12 protein-coding genes are annotated in these 16988 nt (G+C 43.4%); 10 read left to right on the top strand and 2 right to left on the bottom strand.

Annotation, left to right across the window (positions count from 1 at the left end):
- Nucleotides 1-96: 96 nt before the first annotated feature.
- Entirely contained in the window at nucleotides 97-1272 is a 1176-nt protein-coding gene (locus ENLAB_RS02705; RefSeq protein WP_244352463.1) for a helix-turn-helix domain-containing protein, read from the bottom strand.
- A 159-nt stretch (nucleotides 1273-1431) separates the two neighbouring features.
- On the opposite strand from ENLAB_RS02705, the gene ENLAB_RS02700 reads away from it, so the two are divergent.
- From ENLAB_RS02700 to ENLAB_RS02670, 7 genes are all read left to right on the top strand, one after another.
- Nucleotides 1432-3633 (top strand): glycoside hydrolase family 3 N-terminal domain-containing protein, encoded by a 2202-nt coding sequence (locus tag ENLAB_RS02700; protein WP_244352461.1) that lies wholly within the window; start codon nucleotides 1432-1434, stop codon nucleotides 3631-3633.
- A gap of 19 nt (nucleotides 3634-3652) precedes the next feature.
- A complete protein-coding gene (locus ENLAB_RS02695) occupies nucleotides 3653-5005 on the top strand; it encodes a PTS sugar transporter subunit IIC (protein WP_244352460.1) in 1353 nt (450 codons plus the stop codon).
- A gap of 8 nt (nucleotides 5006-5013) precedes the next feature.
- Entirely contained in the window at nucleotides 5014-5919 is a 906-nt protein-coding gene (locus tag ENLAB_RS02690) for an ROK family protein (RefSeq protein ID WP_081117996.1), read from the top strand.
- Nucleotides 5912-7276 carry a glycoside hydrolase family 1 protein gene (locus tag ENLAB_RS02685; RefSeq protein ID WP_244352459.1) on the top strand — a complete coding sequence of 455 codons (1365 nt, stop codon included), beginning with the start codon at nucleotides 5912-5914 and terminating at the stop codon, nucleotides 7274-7276. The genes ENLAB_RS02690 and ENLAB_RS02685 overlap by 8 nt, the downstream gene beginning before the upstream one ends.
- A 3-nt stretch (nucleotides 7277-7279) precedes the next feature.
- Nucleotides 7280-8257, top strand: a complete 978-nt coding sequence (locus tag ENLAB_RS02680; protein WP_244352458.1) for an alpha/beta hydrolase — start codon at nucleotides 7280-7282, stop codon at nucleotides 8255-8257.
- Nucleotides 8254-9954, top strand: coding sequence for a DUF4091 domain-containing protein (locus ENLAB_RS02675; protein WP_244352457.1), 1701 nt, complete (start codon nucleotides 8254-8256; stop codon nucleotides 9952-9954). The genes ENLAB_RS02680 and ENLAB_RS02675 overlap by 4 nt, the downstream gene beginning before the upstream one ends.
- A 238-nt stretch (nucleotides 9955-10192) precedes the next feature.
- Entirely contained in the window at nucleotides 10193-11080 is an 888-nt protein-coding gene (locus ENLAB_RS02670; protein ID WP_077454560.1) for an SDR family oxidoreductase, read from the top strand.
- 85 nt (nucleotides 11081-11165) lie between these two features.
- Here the strand turns inward: ENLAB_RS02670 and ENLAB_RS02665 are convergent, their stop codons facing one another.
- Nucleotides 11166-12674, bottom strand: coding sequence for a helix-turn-helix domain-containing protein (locus ENLAB_RS02665; RefSeq protein ID WP_244352456.1), 1509 nt, complete (start codon nucleotides 12672-12674; stop codon nucleotides 11166-11168).
- Between the two features lie 180 nt (nucleotides 12675-12854).
- On the opposite strand from ENLAB_RS02665, the gene ENLAB_RS02660 reads away from it, so the two are divergent.
- Genes ENLAB_RS02660 through ENLAB_RS02650 form a run of 3 tightly spaced genes read left to right on the top strand, consistent with a single transcriptional unit; the run spans nucleotide 12855 to nucleotide 16680 of the window.
- Nucleotides 12855-13430, top strand: coding sequence for a WxL domain-containing protein (locus tag ENLAB_RS02660; RefSeq protein ID WP_244352455.1), 576 nt, complete (start codon nucleotides 12855-12857; stop codon nucleotides 13428-13430).
- Nucleotides 13431-13446: 16 nt separating this feature from the next.
- On the top strand, nucleotides 13447-14496 hold the full coding sequence (locus ENLAB_RS02655; protein WP_244352454.1) for a WxLIP family cell surface protein: 1050 nt from the start codon (nucleotides 13447-13449) through the stop codon (nucleotides 14494-14496).
- Between the two features lie 18 nt (nucleotides 14497-14514).
- Complete coding sequence (locus ENLAB_RS02650; protein WP_244352453.1) at nucleotides 14515-16680, top strand: lectin-like domain-containing protein; 2166 nt, start codon at nucleotides 14515-14517, stop codon at nucleotides 16678-16680.
- The last annotated feature ends 308 nt before the right edge of the window (nucleotides 16681-16988 follow it).

Below are 16988 nucleotides of genomic sequence, written 5' to 3'. Positions count from 1 at the left end.
CTCATTCAAATTGATTTGAGTAAAAGGATAGCTTACAACATTTGTTATTAAAAATAATAACCCTTGCTGATGAGGCGTAGTGAAGAAAAACGTGTGTTAACTTAAAGCGTGAGCGTAATGTTTTTCTTTAAATTCTTTTGGTGTTTGCCCAGTAACGGCCTTGAAATTACGGATAAAATGGCTTTGATTCGCAAATGCCAACTGGGTGCTGATTTTCTCGTAGGAATAATCGGTGAACAGCAATAGATGTTTGGCTTCACTGATTTTTCGTTCTTGAATGTAATTGTGGATCGTTTTGTTCATTTCTTTTTTGAACTGATTGCATAGATGCGTCTTATGTTTTTCAGTAATGGCAGCGAGGTCATCAATGGTCACTTTTTCATAGAGATGGCTATCAATATAATTAACGATCGTTTTGACCAATAGTGATTTTTTTGCCAATGGATAGCTATGCAAAAGTTCCATAAAACGATAAGTTGCTTCTTTGATATAGCGGAGGCATTCTTCGGCAGAATGAATATAAACTAGTCCTTGAATCAAAGAGTCGGATAAACCAAATGCTTGGTTGACTGGTACGCCTTCATCAATGCTCATGCGGGTCACGACAGCGACAAAGGCTGAGAACTTTAGCTTCAAGCTTTCAAGTTCATAAGGGGAGAGAGAAACACTATAAGTCTCTTTCATTTTGTTAAATACCCAAACCACTTTTTCAGGCTCGTTTCGCTTGATGTAATCAAGATAACGCAATTCAAAATGATAAGAATCAAAGGTGGCTTCATGCACACGACGTTCATAAAGATTGGTTTCCAGACTCAGATCCGTTTGCATTGATCGATCGTGGGGATCATTTTGGTAATGCCAATGGATTTGGTCTTTTTCCAGTGGCCGCTCCACAAACAGCGTATAAAGCAGCTGGATGTATTCTTCAAAGGAGTATGTATCTTCTTTGGAATAATGCACATTATAGTGGTATTCATGTTCAAGAAACGTGTAAGACGTCTCGGGTGTGCCGATCACGCCACAGGGACCGATGACCATATAACAGGTTCTTCCGGCTAACTGAAACGCAAAACACCCCAGCATATATTTTCCAAAATGATAGAGGTTGGCAACTGGGCCATTCGTTTCTTCCAAATAGTGTTTGAGGGAATTGTTGGATGTTAAGGTCAGTGAGGGATATAAAGGACTCCCGTCTTGGTCCAAGAGGATCATGGGAATCAAGTATTTGCGATAAAGCAGATCCATTGCGGTGGTCAGCGTTGTTTTATTCATGGAAACACCTCAAAGTTTAGTCGTATTTTTCTTTTAGTATAACGTAATTTTTTTCGTATTCAATAAATATATTGCTATAAGTACTAGTTTTTTAGTATATATAAGATTTCTTTCCTTCTATAATTCAGTTAAATAAAACGGTTACAGAAAGGATCAAACATGGATAGTGAAAAATTGAAAGAGTTGTTTCAGCAACTAACTCCTGAAGAAAAAATCGCCCAGACGATTCAACTAAATGGGAGTCTGGTCATCGAAAATGAGGTGATGACTACCGGCCCGATGCACGATTTAGGGCTTCCACCAAATTTGAAGATTCACGAGATTGGTTCGATTTATAATGTGAACGATTACCAAAAATTGATTCAGTTACAGAGGGAAACGTTAGAACACAGTCGACTTAAGATTCCTATGTTGTTTATGTCCGACGTCATTTATGGGTTTCGGACAATCTTTCCAATTCCGCTTGCCCAAGCAGGTTCCTACGATTTTGATTTGATCGAGCAAGCCGCTGAGATGACCGCCAAAGAATGTTACCAAAATGGTCTTCATGTTATTTTTTCACCCATGCTGGATCTTGTTCGGGATCCTCGTTGGGGCAGAGTAATGGAGTCGCCAGGAGAGGATGTGTATACGGCAAAGCGTTTTGCCCAAAGTGTCGTGACGGGCTATCAAGGCGATCTCACCCATGGACTGGCAGAAAATCACGTAGCTGCCTGCATCAAACATTTTGCTGGCTATGGTGCACCAGAAGCGGGTAGAGAATACAATACAGTCGATATGTCCAATCAGCGCTTATTCAATGAATACTTGCAACCGTATCAGGCGGCAATCGAAGCTCAAGCATTGCTGGTGATGACGGCCTTCAATGTACTGAATGGTGAGCCCGCAACTGGCAGTCGCTGGCTGAATCGAGAGATTTTACGCGAACGTTTCGGTTTTGATGGGGTACTGGTCTCCGATCATGCAGCCATCAAGGAATTGGTCCCTCATGGGTTTGCCAAAGATGAACGAGAAGCCGCCCAAAAAGGTTTGGAAGCAGGCGTCGATTTTGATATGATGACTTCGGTCTATGCAACTCACTTACCAGAACTGATCAAGCAACCTGAACTTGCGGCTTTATTAGATGAAGCAGTTTGGCGTATTCTGGTATTGAAAAATCAACTAGGACTGTTTGAAAATCCTTATCGAGGGTTGAGAACGCAACACACTGGAGAGGTTTTATCGGATGAAGCCAAAGAGCTAGCCGTTAAGCTAGTAGAAAAAAGCTGTGTGTTGTTAAAAAATGATGGCAGCTTACCTTTGAAAAAAGACCAGACCGTCGCTGTGATCGGTCCTTATGGAGAAAGCCGGTTGACCTTAGGATTTTGGGCATCCGTCAGTGGCAAGCCACAAGACACGATTCCTTTAAAAACCGGGTTGTTGCAACATTTCGCAGCTGAGAACCTGATCTTTGCCCGCGGATACAATTTGTTTGATTCTTATGAGCAATTCGGTCCTTTAAAAGCCGGCATCGAGCAGCTGAATGGACCAATCGAACCAGAAGATCAGCTGCTTGTGGAAGCCGTCAAAGCGGCTGAGGCAGCAGAGGTCATCGTCTTGACCTTTGGAGAACAATTTATGGAGAGCGGCGAAGGTGCATCAAAAGCTCATTTGCAGCTGCCGCTGAAACAAATTCGCTTGATCCAAGCGTTGAAAAAGACTGGTAAGCCTTTGATTGGCGTGCTTTACACTGGCAGGCCTCTCGTCTTGACCCAAGTGGAGCCGCTGTTTGACAGCCTACTGCTAGTTTGGTATCCGGGAACGATGGGTGGGATCGGAATTGCCAATCTGCTGAGTGGTCAGGCTTCTCCGACGGCAAAACTGTCCATGACCTTTCCTCGCAGTGAAGGGCAGATTCCAATATACAGTGCCCAGCTGCCAACGGGGAGACCTTTGACAGATAGTGAGCATTCTGATCGCTTTTTGTCAAAATACCGCGATGAATCAAATGAACCCTTATTCGCATTCGGGACAGGTCTCAGTTATGGTATGTTTACTGGTGAATGGCTAGAGAGTGCGGTCCTCAGTGAAACGATCCAACTGGACTATCGCATCAAAAATCAAGCGGAAGTAGCTGGAGAAACCGTCGTTCAGATTTATCTATTGCAGCGCCCTGCATCGATGGTTCGTCCAAGTCGACAATTGATTGCGAGTGACCTCGTCTTATTGGCACCCCAAGAAGACAAAGAGAAAAGATTGTCGTTGCCGATATCAGTACTCGGATTTTATGACAATCAAGGGGCAAAACACTTATCTAATGGTACCTATCGATTCCTGATGCGGATCGATCAAAAAGAAACGTTGCTTGCCGTAACCATATAAATTAAAGGAGTGAGAGAAAATGGAAAAATTAGAAGCATTTTTAAGTAGCAAACTATTACCAATGTCACAAAAATTGCAGCAAAACAAAGTCTTGGCGGCTTTGATGGAAGGGTTTATTCGAACAAGTCCCATCACTTTAGGGATCGCCTTTATCACAATCGTGGGTAACTTTCCGATCCCAGGTTGGACAGACTATTTGACGAAAATTGGCATCTTTCAACATGTTGAAGCGATCACTAATGGAGCAACTGGCGTTTTTGCATTGTATGTCGTATACAGTTTGGCGTATTCTTACGCAAAACAGTTGGGAAGCAACGAACGCAACTCGGCGATTATTTCATTAGCTAGTTTTATTATGTTGATGCCCCAAACCGTCGCAACAACTGCCATGCAAGATGGCCAAGCAGTGGAACAAACGATCGGAGCATTGAAGCTTGATTTTCTAGGCGGCCAAGGACTGTTTATCGGCATGCTGACGGCTTTATTGGTGACACGTTTCTATGCTTTCTTATCAAGAAAAAATATCATGATCAAGCTACCGGATAGTGTTCCCCCAATGGTAACCCAATCCTTAGCACCAGTGTTTGTGGTCACGATTATTTTTGTCGTCGTTTTTGTCATACGCGTCTTGTTTGGGTTTACTTCATCAGGCTCGATTTTCCAATTCTTTATTGATGTAATTAATGCACCGTTAAATTCATTGGTTGCTAGCCCATTATCGATCATCATCATTATGGAATTATTAGCCGTCTTATGGTTCTTTGGGATCCATAACGCAGTCTTACAAGGGCCGCTCGGGGCGATTAGCATGACCATGGTCGTTTCAAATATTGCCGCCTACCAACAAGGCCAAGCGTTGCCTTATCTGATTCCTTCTGTGATCTACATGGGGATGTATGCTGCCGGCTTCATGGGCTTTGTCACCTTTTTTATGATCCGCAGCAAATCGGCAAAAATGAAACAACTAGGAAAGTTGTCATTTATCCCATCAATCTTTAACATCACGGAACCGATCATGTTTGGGATGCCGATTATTTTGAATCCCTTGTTCTTTATCCCACAGGTATTCACACAACTGATTGCTGGGTTCGTGACCTGGGGATTGGCGACAACGATCTTACCTATTAGCTTGAATCCTACTATGAGCTTGTTGCCGTGGACGACACCGACCTTCATCAAAATGCCGTTTTCAGGAGGGCTCAATTACACGATCTTGATGGTCATCTGTATGCTGATTGGGATTGTTATGTGGTATCCATTCTTAAAAATTGCCGACAAGAAAGAGTATGAATTAGAACTGGCTGCTGAAAAAAAGCAAGCAAGTGAAGCAACAGGAATGACAGAAAAAATCACCGAAGAAGTACAAGCGTAAACAAAGGAGTGGCACAATTGGTTTATTTAGGAATTGATATCGGCGGGACGCACATCAAAACGGGATGGGTCAAAAACAACGAGGTCAATGAAAGACAGTGTTTTCCCACCCCGACAACACTGAAGGCATTTAATGAAACCATCAAAATGATCCTCCAGACCTATGCTCGTCAAGATTCTTTCACCAAAGTAGCTATCGCAGTTCCTGGTTCCGTCGATGAAACAGGGACGGTCTTCTTTGGCGGCGCCCTGCCGTACCTCGATGGGGTGAACTTACCCGATTTGCTCTGCCAGTTAAGTGAAGAAAAGGTGACAACCATTACGGTCGAAAATGACGCAAAGGCCGCAGTGTTAGGAGAAATGAAAGCTGGAAATCTGCAAGGCATTCAAAATGGGGCGGCGATTATTTTAGGAACGGGTGTTGGTGTCGGAATTTGCCTTGATGGAAAGCTCTATCGTGGAAATCGCGGTCAAGCAGGGGAGGTCAGTTTCATGATCCGTGATCGGCGAATCATGGACAGAAATTCCTTCGTTGGTGTCGGTCTTTCCGCCGTCGGCTTGATTGAGCGTTTGGCTGCTTGTTTGAAGGTAACAGCTGATGGCCCGCTGGTTTTCGAAACGCTTGAAAAAACCAGTGACCCTGAAGCAGAGGCATTGCTTTCGACCTATACCCAAGAAGTCGCCGTTTTATGTTTTGATCTTCAGTGTCTATTGGGACTGGAGAAAATCGTTATCGGTGGCGGGATCAGCCGTCAGCCGCGTGTGATCGATGCCATAACCACCAGCTATCAAGGGATTTTTAAAACGGCACCAATCATTGAAAAAACACTGCAACCAGTTGCGATCCAAGCCGCTTATTTTCAAGCGGATGCCAATTTGATCGGTGCAGTTAAGGAGGAACCTTGGAATGAGTAATTTTCCAGAAGCATTTTTGTGGGGAGCATCCACTAGTGCTTATCAAGTAGAGGGCGCATGGGCAGAAGACGGCAAGGGTCCCTCAGTGCAAGACATCAAAGAGATTCCGCAAGGGACCACTGATTTTAAAGTAGCATCAGATCACTATCACCGATATGAAGAAGATGTGAAATTGTTTAAAGAATTAGGGTTAAAAGCCTATCGTTTTTCCATCTCATGGAGCCGAGTCATGCCCGATGGTAAAGTCAACCCAGCAGGATTGGCGTTTTATCAGAAGTTGATCGACCTTTTACTTGAAAATGAGATCCAACCAATCGTAACAGTCTTTCATTTTGATCTGCCCGTTGCCATTGCCGAAGAAGGTGGTTGGGAAAACCGAGCAACGATCCAAGCATTTGCTGATTATTGCCAAGTGCTGTTCGAGAACTTTGGTCAACAAGTCCCACTATGGCAAACCATCAATGAACAAAATGTGATGGCGCTTGCTGGTTCGGTCATTGGTACGAGTCAAAAATCCATGAAAGAAAAATTTCAAGAAAATCATCATATGCTGGTGGCACAAGCATTGGTTACTCAGCAATTTCATGCAGGCAATTTTAGCGGCAGGATTGGCCCGGCACCGAATATCGCCAGTGTCTATCCTGCATCTGAAAAACCAGCCGATCAGCTGGCAGCTCTTTATATGAGTGCCCTGAGAAATTGGTTGTTCCTAGATGCGGCTGTTTTCGGCACATACAACCATAACGCATGGCATTTGTTAGAGACGATTGGTGCAGCACCTACAGTCACTGAAGCAGATCGAAAGATTTTGGCAGCTGGAACATGTGATTACATCGCATTGAATTATTATAATACGATGACCGTCAGCAGCTATTTTCAAAAAGAGACAAAACTCGATCAACAGTCTGGTTTCGGGATTCCTGGCTTTTTCCAAGCAGTAGAAAACACCCATTTGCCAATGACTGAATTCGGTTGGCCTATTGATCCAGAAGGCTTTCGCTTTACGTTGAATGAAATTTATTCCCGCTATCGTCTGCCTCTCTTGATCACGGAAAACGGGATCGGTGCCAAAGATGTTTTGACAACCGATGGTAAAATCCACGATGATTATCGCATCGACTACTTGCAACAGCACATTGAACAAATGGCACTCGCGATCGATGATGGTGTCGATGTGATCGGCTATTGTCCGTGGAGTGCCATCGATCTAGTCAGTACTCATGAAGGCATCGCTAAACGTTACGGGTTTATCTATGTCAATAGCACGGATGAGCAGCTGCTGGACTTGGCGCGATACAAGAAAGACAGTTTTTATTGGTATCAAAACGTCATCGATAAAAACGGGTTAGGAGAGTAAGCGGTGTTTATTCAGGAATATCTATTTGATCAAGAAGCACAAGCCGGGTTGACGGTTTATCTGCACGAGGAAAAGGCGGAGTATGATCGGGTGGGGGATCGACCGTTTGTCTTGGTGATCCCTGGCGGCGGCTACTCCTTTTGCAGTGAGCGAGAAGCCGAGCCGATCGCTTTAAATTTTGCTGCCCAAGGCTTTCACGCCGGGGTCTTACGCTATCATGTGGGGGTGCATCGCAGTTTCAGCCTTTCCTTAGTAGATGCCGAAAAAGCGATTGCTAAAATCCAAGAACTAACCAGTGAATGGCGAATCGACGCCGAAAAAATCGCTGTGATCGGTTTTTCGGCCGGCGGTCATCTAGCGGCGGCGCTATCGACGATCTCCCCTATGAAACCAAGTTTATGTCTGTTAGGATATCCAGCGATTTTGTCCTCATTTGCCACAGTCATGCAGATCGACGCGCCTTCATTAAATGAATGTGTCACGAAAGATACGCCGCCCACCTTTTTGTTTTCAACCTATGAAGACAATGTTGTTCCTATCGAAAACTCGCTGGCCTACTTACAAGCCCTAGAAGAGCATGAGGTCCCTTTTGAAAGTCATATTTTCCAAAAAGGACGTCACGGTCTTTCTTTGGCGACCGAACGCTTTGGCAATCGTAAAGAAATGGTCGATCCGCGCTTTGCTCGCTGGTTTGATGAATGTGTCGAATGGCTAGAGTTGAATTGGGCAGAAAAGGTTACTAAACCAGCTTTGCTACCTGATCTTGGCCAGTGGCCGATTCGGGTATTGTTCGACTCAGATGAAAACAAACGCTTGCTGTTGCAGGCTTTTCCATCATGGACAGACAAAAGTCGTTTAAAAATTGTAAAGAATATCAGCCTGCAGCAGTTATTAGCGATCATGCCGGAAGCATTTGAGCAAGTTTCCTATCAAGCCCTTGTTGCACGGCTGACTGATCCTAGAAAGGAAGAAGAAGCATGAAGGCAATCCTTGTACATGAAAGTTATAAGGCATCAACGGCGTTGCTAACCCGGGAGCCGCAACCCATTACCACGCTATCAGCTGTTCGCAACAGCCACGCTGCTTGTCAGCTGTTGCTACACGATGGCAAACGGAATCATTACATCATAGGGGAAGAATTTTCGATTCCCGATGAAATTGAGATTCCAATGATCCGCATTGAAATCATCAGCGAATTGCCGGTCAAAGCGCAATTCATCGATTATTATGTCGGACAGCATGAACTGGCGTACGCCGATAAATTGCTTGAGCAAACAGCCAAAACCTATCCTGGTGATCGCTATGCACCGCTTTATTTGGAGTGGCAGATCGATGAAACGATCAAACCGCAAGCTTATCCCGTGAAAATCAAGGTCTATCGTACACACTTGACTAGCCAAGAGGAGTGCTTGTTAGAAAAGAGCCTAACGATTGAAGTGGACGCTTTTACTTTTCCAAAAGAATATTTAGAGACATTCCACTTGAATATGTGGCAGCAGCCCAGCAATTTGGCTCGCACCTTTGACGTTCCTTTATGGAGTGATGCCCACTTCGACTTGATCAAAGAAATGGCGAAAAGCTTATCGGCGATCGGACAAAAAGCAATCACGGTGATTGCTGGAGAAATCCCTTGGAAGGGGTGGTTCAACTATATCGTCAAAGACTATCCGGCCAATTTATATGAATACTCGATGGTCAAAGTTAAAAAGACTCAAGGCGGACAGCTGCATTGTGATTTTTCTATCCTTACTCGCTATCTCGAATGTTTTTTTGAAGCGGGTATCTCTGAAGAAATCGATGTATTTGGCTTACTCGGTGTCTGGGAACCGCCGTTTTTCCCACTGGTCGACTTGGACCATCCAGAAAAATTGGTGATTCGCTTTTACGATGAGGGAAAAGGCACCTTCGGCTTTATTCATCAAAAGGCCGAGTTGCAGGAATATCTACGTCAAGTATTTGTTTATTTTAAAGGGAACAATCTGTGGGAGAAGGTTCGGATCGTTTCTGACGAACCGAAGAAACATCAAATCGACAGTTTCCGAGCTTCTTTGGCTGTCCTAAAAGACATTGATGAGACGATCCAGATCAAAGCAGCGTTTGATAAAGAAGACGTTTTGTTTGAGTTGCTGCCAGTGATCGATCATCCCGTGACTTCCTATTACTGTACCTGCAACCATTACGAAACACTGACGCAAAGTCATCCGGGTCGGACTCAGTACTATGTTTGCAATTACCCAGACAAACCCAACACTTTTTTGCACAGTCCTTTATTAGAGACGCGAATGCAAGGAATCTTGGCCTATCAGTTTAAAACAGACGGCTTCTTGCGGTGGGCTTACAATTGCTGGCCGCAAAATGCCCGAACCGATATCCGTTACAATACGAGCTCACTACCCATCGGCGATCTATGTTTCATTTATCCCGGCAATCATGGACATTTGTTGTTGTCCTTACGGTATAAACAACTACAGCGGGGAATTGAAGATTTCTATCTCTTGAAAACCGCCCAAGCTACTCAACCGCAGCAAACGGATGCCTTAGTAGCAGATTTTCTTAACGTTACAGATACTAAAAATTGGATGATCGACAGCCACCACAGTCATCCCGATGTTTTTCTACAGACCGCCGAGGAGATGGAGGCGTTTCGTCAGGCACTTCGCACATTTTTGGTAAAATAGACATTTTTAAACGTCACCATTGATGAGTCATTTCCTAAAAGAATGGATCATCGATGGTGACGTTTTCGATTGTGATCTAGGGCGATTTCCAACTTGGACAAAGCTCCTTTTCCTCTGGGCTTCATTTGTTCTACTGAGCGTTTCGTTTCTCATTCCCTCCATCTTCCTTTACACTTTTAAGTAAGGTCATAAGAAAATATGGCAAATTGAAGTAGAAATAATCAAGGAGGAAACGAGCATGTCAGAAAAAATCAACAATCCGTTAACGAAGTATTATGATGGCAAATTTGAAAAACAGGTGCAAGAAGCACCGGCGATTCAAGGGAAGATGCAGCCAGTACCTGATTGCGGGGAAGAAAGCTACGCTGGTTCAGGCAAATTAACTGGACGCAAAGCATTAGTGACCGGTGGTGATTCTGGTATTGGTCGAGCTGCAGCCATCGCTTTTGCCAAAGAAGGCGCCGATGTGGCAATCAACTATCTTCCTTTTGAAGAAGAAGACGCGCAAGAAGTCAAAGCAGTCATCGAGAAAGCTGGACGCAAAGCAGTCTTGATCCCAGGAGACTTAAAAGATGAGACCTTCGCTCGTCAATTGGTTCATGAAGCAGCCAAAGAATTAGGCGGTTTAGATACGTTAGTTCTAAATGCTGGGATGCAACAAGCGGTGAAGGACATCAAAGAGTTGACTACGCAACAAATTCAAGATACTTTTACAACGAATATCATCTCCATGTATTGGACTGTTCAAGAAGCGTTGGATTACTTACCAGCCGGTGGAAGCATCATCACCACCACTTCGATCCAAAGTGCGGAACCAAGTGCCCATCTGTTAGACTATGCAGCCACGAAAGGTGCCATTACTTCCTTTAGTAAGGGGTTAGCTGCGCAATTAAGTGAAAAAGGTATTCGGGTCAATACCGTTGCGCCTGGTCCAATCTGGACGCCACTTCAAATTTCTGGTGGTCAACCACAATCTGCGATCCCAGAATTTGGTCAAAAAGAATTGATGAAACGTGCCGGTCAACCGGTGGAACTAGCACCCGTTTACGTTTTCTTAGCTTCTGATGAAGCAAGTTATGTAACTGGCCAAGTGTACAGTGTAACTGGTGGTAGCTTCTTCGCTTAAAATTGTCAGGACTAAAAATAGTAGTAAAAAAGCTCGAGCAAAGATGCTCGGGCTTTTTTTTGCGGATGTAAATGGAATCGGCAGCTTACTTCTCTTGTTTCGCAAACATCTTTGTCATCATTTGTTGATTGATTTTTGCAAAAATCGCTGCCCACTCTTGTTCATCTTGCAGGTTTGACAGCAAGACTAATTTTTCGGAGAACATCACTTCTTCATAATTATCCGTGATCAATAAATCGGCGGCTTCCATTTGCTTGACGAAAGTCACAGAAGCTTTAGCATAAATCGAACGAATCCTCGTCTCAATCATTTGCTTTGTGCGGTATTGGATCGTCGTTTGAATATAGATCGATACGGTAGGGGGCGTGTTCATCAGTGTTTCCAAATATAAGAGATGAGTCAGATAAGGCAATTGTGTCTGTTTAAAATAGTCTTTATCCAGGTCGGCAAATGGGTAGTTTTTAACGTGGGTCAGTAAAAGTTGGCTGATGGCCTCATAGGTCTCGTCATTTGTTGGAGCGTTTTCCGTCAGCATTTCGTGTTCTAGCTGCCAAACTTCCAAGAGATCGATCCCAATAATGATCGATAGGTTGAAGACTAGCAGGCAACTGCTCAAAAGCTTTTCGAATTCGGCTTTTCCCTGATTAGGAGCAAAGGTAGTATGCCAATCTTCGATCATAGTAGTGAAAAAACAGACAAGATCCGTTTTAGAGTACTTAATTGCTTGAATAATGGCTTGTGTTTTCTCTTGGGGAACAACCCCCGGTAAAAAGACATGGAGGAAGAAATTCAAGTACAGATACTCTGATCGACGCGTTTTGTCTGAAACATACTCAGCACTTAAGAAGAGTGAGTCAAGAATATCTGCTGGTAAAAAGCAGTAGAATTCCATCATCTCCAAATACTTATCAGGGATTATTGGCAGATATTTTCTTTTGATACTGCGGCCGACAACGGTTTGCCAAAATGCAGCTAATTTGTTTTTTGTTAGTTGATCAAAAGCCGAAGTTTCAAAATAGGCGGTAAACTTGGCGGTCTCTTTTGGAGAGATACTTGACAAAAGCCACAATTCAGCAGGGGCACTTTGAGTTAAAAAGCTATAAATAAAAATACGGATATCAAGTTCCTTGCCCGCTAATTCAATCCGATTTTGGTGATCTGTTCGGATAACAATCTGAAACTTTTCTAGTAATTGATTGACTTTCTTGATCAAGCGGTACACATGAGACTGACTAATGTGTAAATCAAGGCATAGCTGTGTGAGGGTTGTTTGGTTACGGCCAATCAATGAATGGATAAAGTGATATTGTGTGGAGTTGAGCAAATAATGATACATCAGCTTGGAATAAAAAGGTTGCTCTTCTTCCTCACCACAATCCACAAAATATTGATTGTAATTGTTTTTATTCAAAAGTAACGTTGGTGAAAGTTGCTGCAAATCTTCGTTTAAAAAATAGATGTACTTTTGTAAGCTTTTTAATGGGATCTTTAGGGCTTCTGAGAGTTTAACGAGTGTTACTCCATTCGAATTACACACATACTTGAAAATAGCTAATTTCTTTTCTTCTGCGGGAGAAATAAATTCTCGATACATAAGGCATTCTCCTTTTTGGCGTTTTTTTTACGCTAAATCTGTGAACCGTATGATAACCATGATGGATTATACTTATAGTAGATGAGAATAAGATGAAAAAATACAAACTAAATTATTATTTTTTATCGGTGCTTTTTTCATCCATCGACTACTCATCAAAAAAGGAAGGAAGAGATAAAAATGAAGAAAAAGGCGGGAGTATTAGTTTTAATCGGTATCAGTTTGGCACTATCACCTGTTAGGGCATTTGCGGCGGAAGCGAATCCGACTGCTTCAATGACCAGTCAGGCGACAATAACCATCGAACAAGGAATCTTATCGTTAGATCAAGTGACGAATTTTGATTTTGGTACTACGAGCATCAAAGATATTGCGACAGGCGATCAAGTGCTTACCACTGCAACGAATGAGGCAACGTCAATTACCGATTATCGTGGACCCAATGAAGCAGGCTGGCAGTTGACTGCTCAATTATCAAAAATGACAAATGCTGCAAACAATGAACTTGTAAATGCAAAAGTCACCCTCAATGGGTCAATTGATTCCGGCGATGCCTCCCTCGTCTCAGGAACAGAATTGATGGTAGGGGCAACAGATCCTACGCTGATTGCTAGTGCTAATGGAACGACGGGTCTGGCAACAAATGATTTTGATTTTACAAGTGCAACCTTGACGATTCCAAAACAAAACGTCAATAGTGGTGCTTATAGCGGCACGATTACTTGGACATTATCAAATACTTATCAAGCAGAATAACAAAGGAAGGGCGACAATGAAAAAACAAATCAAGTGGTTGGTACTCATCAGCTTTTTTATTAGTCTGTTTTGCTTTATAAAAGTTACCGGTTATGCACAAACGACGCGGTTCACAGTAACCCCAGAACTTCCCCAAAATCAACTTAGCGATGTCAGTTACTTTGACTTACTGGTAACGGATGAGACCAAACAGGATTTGACTGTTGCCCTTCATAATACAAGCTCAGACCCATTGACCATAAAAGCAACAGCACTAAATAGTTATACGGCCTCTACTGGGATTATTGCGTACCAAGCAGAACAGACCGCCGAAGAGAACCAAGGAATCTCGTTTAGTCAATTGATTGAGAACCCAAGGCAGACGATTAAACTTGATCCTGGAGAAAGTCATCAGGTTCATTTTACCCTTTCAATGAAAGGTGAAGAATTTGCAGGAGAAATACTTGGTGTGTTTGCCTTTGAAGAAGAACCGTCAGAGACAACTGAAAGCCAGCAAACAAATCTGCAAGCCAACTATAAAATTCAGCAAGGGATCCGCTTGCGTCAGAATGTGGCAACCATGCCTGATCCCCAATTGTCTTTGATCAATTCTGAGGCGGTGGAAAGAAATGGTTCTGCTGCTCTCAAAAGCAGTATCCGCAATAGTCAGCCCACAGCATTTGGCAAAATATCTGTGAAAACGATCATACGTGAGCAAGACAGCGGCAACAAGGTCGGTGGGTTTTCTGCAGAGGATTTTCAAATAGCTCCGAATTCGGTTTTGGAGCTGTTTAGTGCCTTTGATCAGAACATTCTCGAACCGGGGACCTATATGTTACGGATCGAGTTGAATGCGCCTAAAGGAACGTGGGTATTTGAGGATTCGGTGGTGGTTGATCGCAAGCAAGCCAAGCTTATCAACCGCCAGACAACATTAGGTGCAGCATATCTTCAAAAACAGTACTGGCTCTATGCAGGAGGGATACTTCTCTTCCTGCTTGTCCTACTTCTCTTGTTCATTTTTTATAAGAGACGTAATAAAGCAGAAGTAGATGATGGGCTGGCAGTGAAAGAAGAATCAGAATGAAGAAAGCGGAGGACAGTGATGAAAAAGTTTGGCATTATCCGATGGGGCTATGTGTTCTTTTTTAGCATTTTGCTGCTGTGCGGGAAACAAGAAATCGTCCTTGCTGCGGTATCTGCGCCAGATTTTCCTACGTTAGCGATTGACGATTCTCTGATCACTCCTGTGGGCCAAGCGGGTTCGCCACAAGGAGAACCGGGCTTCAATTATGTTCAGGTCAATGATGGAGCTACCACCAACTCCAGTGGTGGTGTCTGGTTCAATAAGCCGGTTTCTTTTACTCGCTCCTTTCGGTTAGAAATTGCATTTTGTATCGATAATACAGCAACGGACAGCGATGGGATAGCTTTTGTGATGCAAAGCAGTGGCTTAAATGCACTGGCAGAACAAGCAGGACCGACGATTGGAGTCTGGTCAAATACAGGAGGAACAACTCCTTTAAGTACGGGAGCGATCCCACAAAGTTTTGCGATTGAATTCGATACGTTCTATAATAATGCCGGTTTGACTGGGGACGGTATGATGGATCGCGATGTTCCTTCCGGCCATCATATCGCATGGAATTTTCCCGGCTCAAATGACGCATATACCACCGATGGCTGGCTGATTATCGACAAAGTCTTAAATCATCGTGATACAGTATCAGTGAGTGATATTTCCGATGGGTTGTGGCATAGTTTTACAGTAGTTTTTGATCAGCCAACGCAAACGTTGCGTTACACCGTACCAGATTTCGGTGTTGATGTAACAGTACCTGTTGATGACACCTTCAAATCGAATTTGAACCTGACCAATAGTGCACCGGTCTATTTTGGTTTTACAGGTGCAAACGGTGGCTATGTTCAAGAAAAAGCTGTGGCCTTTGTCGATGTTGAAGGACTAGTAGATCTTGATATGCGAACCGGTGTTTTTGAAAAAGACCCAGTCAAACTATTGTTGGATACTGGTACGACACTTGCCCAGCCAGCCACTGTCGACAATAGCAAAACCATTATTTATGCGACCTATCTTTCCTACAAGGACACCAGCGATTTAGCTGATTTAGAATCAGGCATCACGCTTTCCAGTCTTTTTCCAGAGGGCTTGTCTCTCGTACCGGAAGCTGTCTATTTCGGTAAGGCCAGCGAAATTATGGTCAATGGTCTGCCGGAAGGCGGAACCGCCTTACCCTTTGTCATTGAAAATGGGCAGTTAATTACGACACTGCCTGATATGGTCAAAGGAAACGACTACATTGTTCATTTTTCCGTCAATTATACAGAAGCTCCGATCGATGAGAATCTGGATGCCATCATTCCTGTCCAAACGATTTTTAATGGGAATGCCTTTGTCTCTAGTTTGACCTCGGGGGATCCAGAAACCCACTACTATCAAATGACCGGAGACTTTCCGCCGAGCTTGACCACAGGTTCGGTGTCGTTAACAGAAGCAAAAGCAAACCGACAGATCGTGCGACAAAAGCGTAATTGTTATCTACCAATTACGATCGAGGACCAAAATTCGACTCAAGCCAAAGTGTACGCTACGGATTTTTTTACCGAAGAAACGGCTATCACTGAAGATGATTTTTCAGAGATGGCACTCATTGAACGAAGTGCAATAACCGAGCCTTTGACGGATACATTGATGTTGGATACCAATGCGTTGGCACCGGGTACGACGTATTATCTGGCGGTTTATGTGATCGACACGGAAGGGAATCGATCGGAGACCCGTTTTTATGGCATCGACTTTCGTGGGATCGTGGAATTTCACCAGGCGCCTACCTCAATCAATGGAACTGTAGTCACGGTAAATGAGCTGGCGCGTTCCATCAGAGACGATGGCTATGCTTATCTAGCACTTTCTTATGACGAAGAACCATCTCTTTTATCAATCACGAATACTAGTGAGGGAACTTGGCAATTAAATGGTCAGATGACGGATTTTTTGCAAGAGCAACAACTGCTGGCGGATGAAATCCAATTGGTTCTCTATGATCCGGAGACCAATCAGCTGATGGCTTCCATAACCTCTGAGGAACAAGTGATTTTTCAACAGCAACCAACAGACGAAGCAAATTTAACGGTTGATCTTAAAGAATACGATTGTTACTTTCGCTTTGTTCCCAAAATGGAGCTAATTTCACCCGGAACTTATACAGGCGCTATCAATTGGCGGTTGGAAAGTACGATCATCGATGAATAGCAACAAAAAAAACGCCATCTGGGCGTTTTTTTTGTTGACTGAAGCGATAAAGTTAGCTTTGGCGGCTTTTCGCAATTTTCAAAACTAATGACAGACCGGCTAATGCGAAGCTGCCGTATTTAACGAATTTTTCCAAGGATTCTAAAGTTTGCTGTTTTTTGTGTTTGCAGTCTGGACAGCTTTTTTCATGGGCACTCAATTTTTTTCCGCATTTACAATGACTCTTCATCTGTGATCCACTCCTCGTTTCGTTTTATTTTGATGTCTTTCTATAATTTAATTATACATGTTGTATAAGGTTCTGTCTG

Source organism: Enterococcus innesii (assembly GCF_022846515.1).
GTDB lineage: Bacteria > Bacillota > Bacilli > Lactobacillales > Enterococcaceae > Enterococcus_D > Enterococcus_D innesii.
The sequence above is the reverse complement of the archived record's forward strand: the minus strand, read 5'-3'. Positions and strand labels throughout refer to the sequence as shown.

Coding starts and splice junctions, on each gene's coding strand:
- ENLAB_RS02685 (WP_244352459.1), top strand. CDS start 5,912: ATGAGTAATTTTCCAGAAGCATTTTTGTGGGGAGCATCCACTAGTGCT.
- ENLAB_RS02700 (WP_244352461.1), top strand. CDS start 1,432: ATGGATAGTGAAAAATTGAAAGAGTTGTTTCAGCAACTAACTCCTGAA.
- ENLAB_RS02665 (WP_244352456.1), bottom strand. CDS start 12,674: ATGTATCGAGAATTTATTTCTCCCGCAGAAGAAAAGAAATTAGCTATT.
- ENLAB_RS02660 (WP_244352455.1), top strand. CDS start 12,855: ATGAAGAAAAAGGCGGGAGTATTAGTTTTAATCGGTATCAGTTTGGCA.
- ENLAB_RS02650 (WP_244352453.1), top strand. CDS start 14,515: ATGAAAAAGTTTGGCATTATCCGATGGGGCTATGTGTTCTTTTTTAGC.
- ENLAB_RS02695 (WP_244352460.1), top strand. CDS start 3,653: ATGGAAAAATTAGAAGCATTTTTAAGTAGCAAACTATTACCAATGTCA.
- ENLAB_RS02675 (WP_244352457.1), top strand. CDS start 8,254: ATGAAGGCAATCCTTGTACATGAAAGTTATAAGGCATCAACGGCGTTG.
- ENLAB_RS02655 (WP_244352454.1), top strand. CDS start 13,447: ATGAAAAAACAAATCAAGTGGTTGGTACTCATCAGCTTTTTTATTAGT.
- ENLAB_RS02670 (WP_077454560.1), top strand. CDS start 10,193: ATGTCAGAAAAAATCAACAATCCGTTAACGAAGTATTATGATGGCAAA.
- ENLAB_RS02705 (WP_244352463.1), bottom strand. CDS start 1,272: ATGAATAAAACAACGCTGACCACCGCAATGGATCTGCTTTATCGCAAA.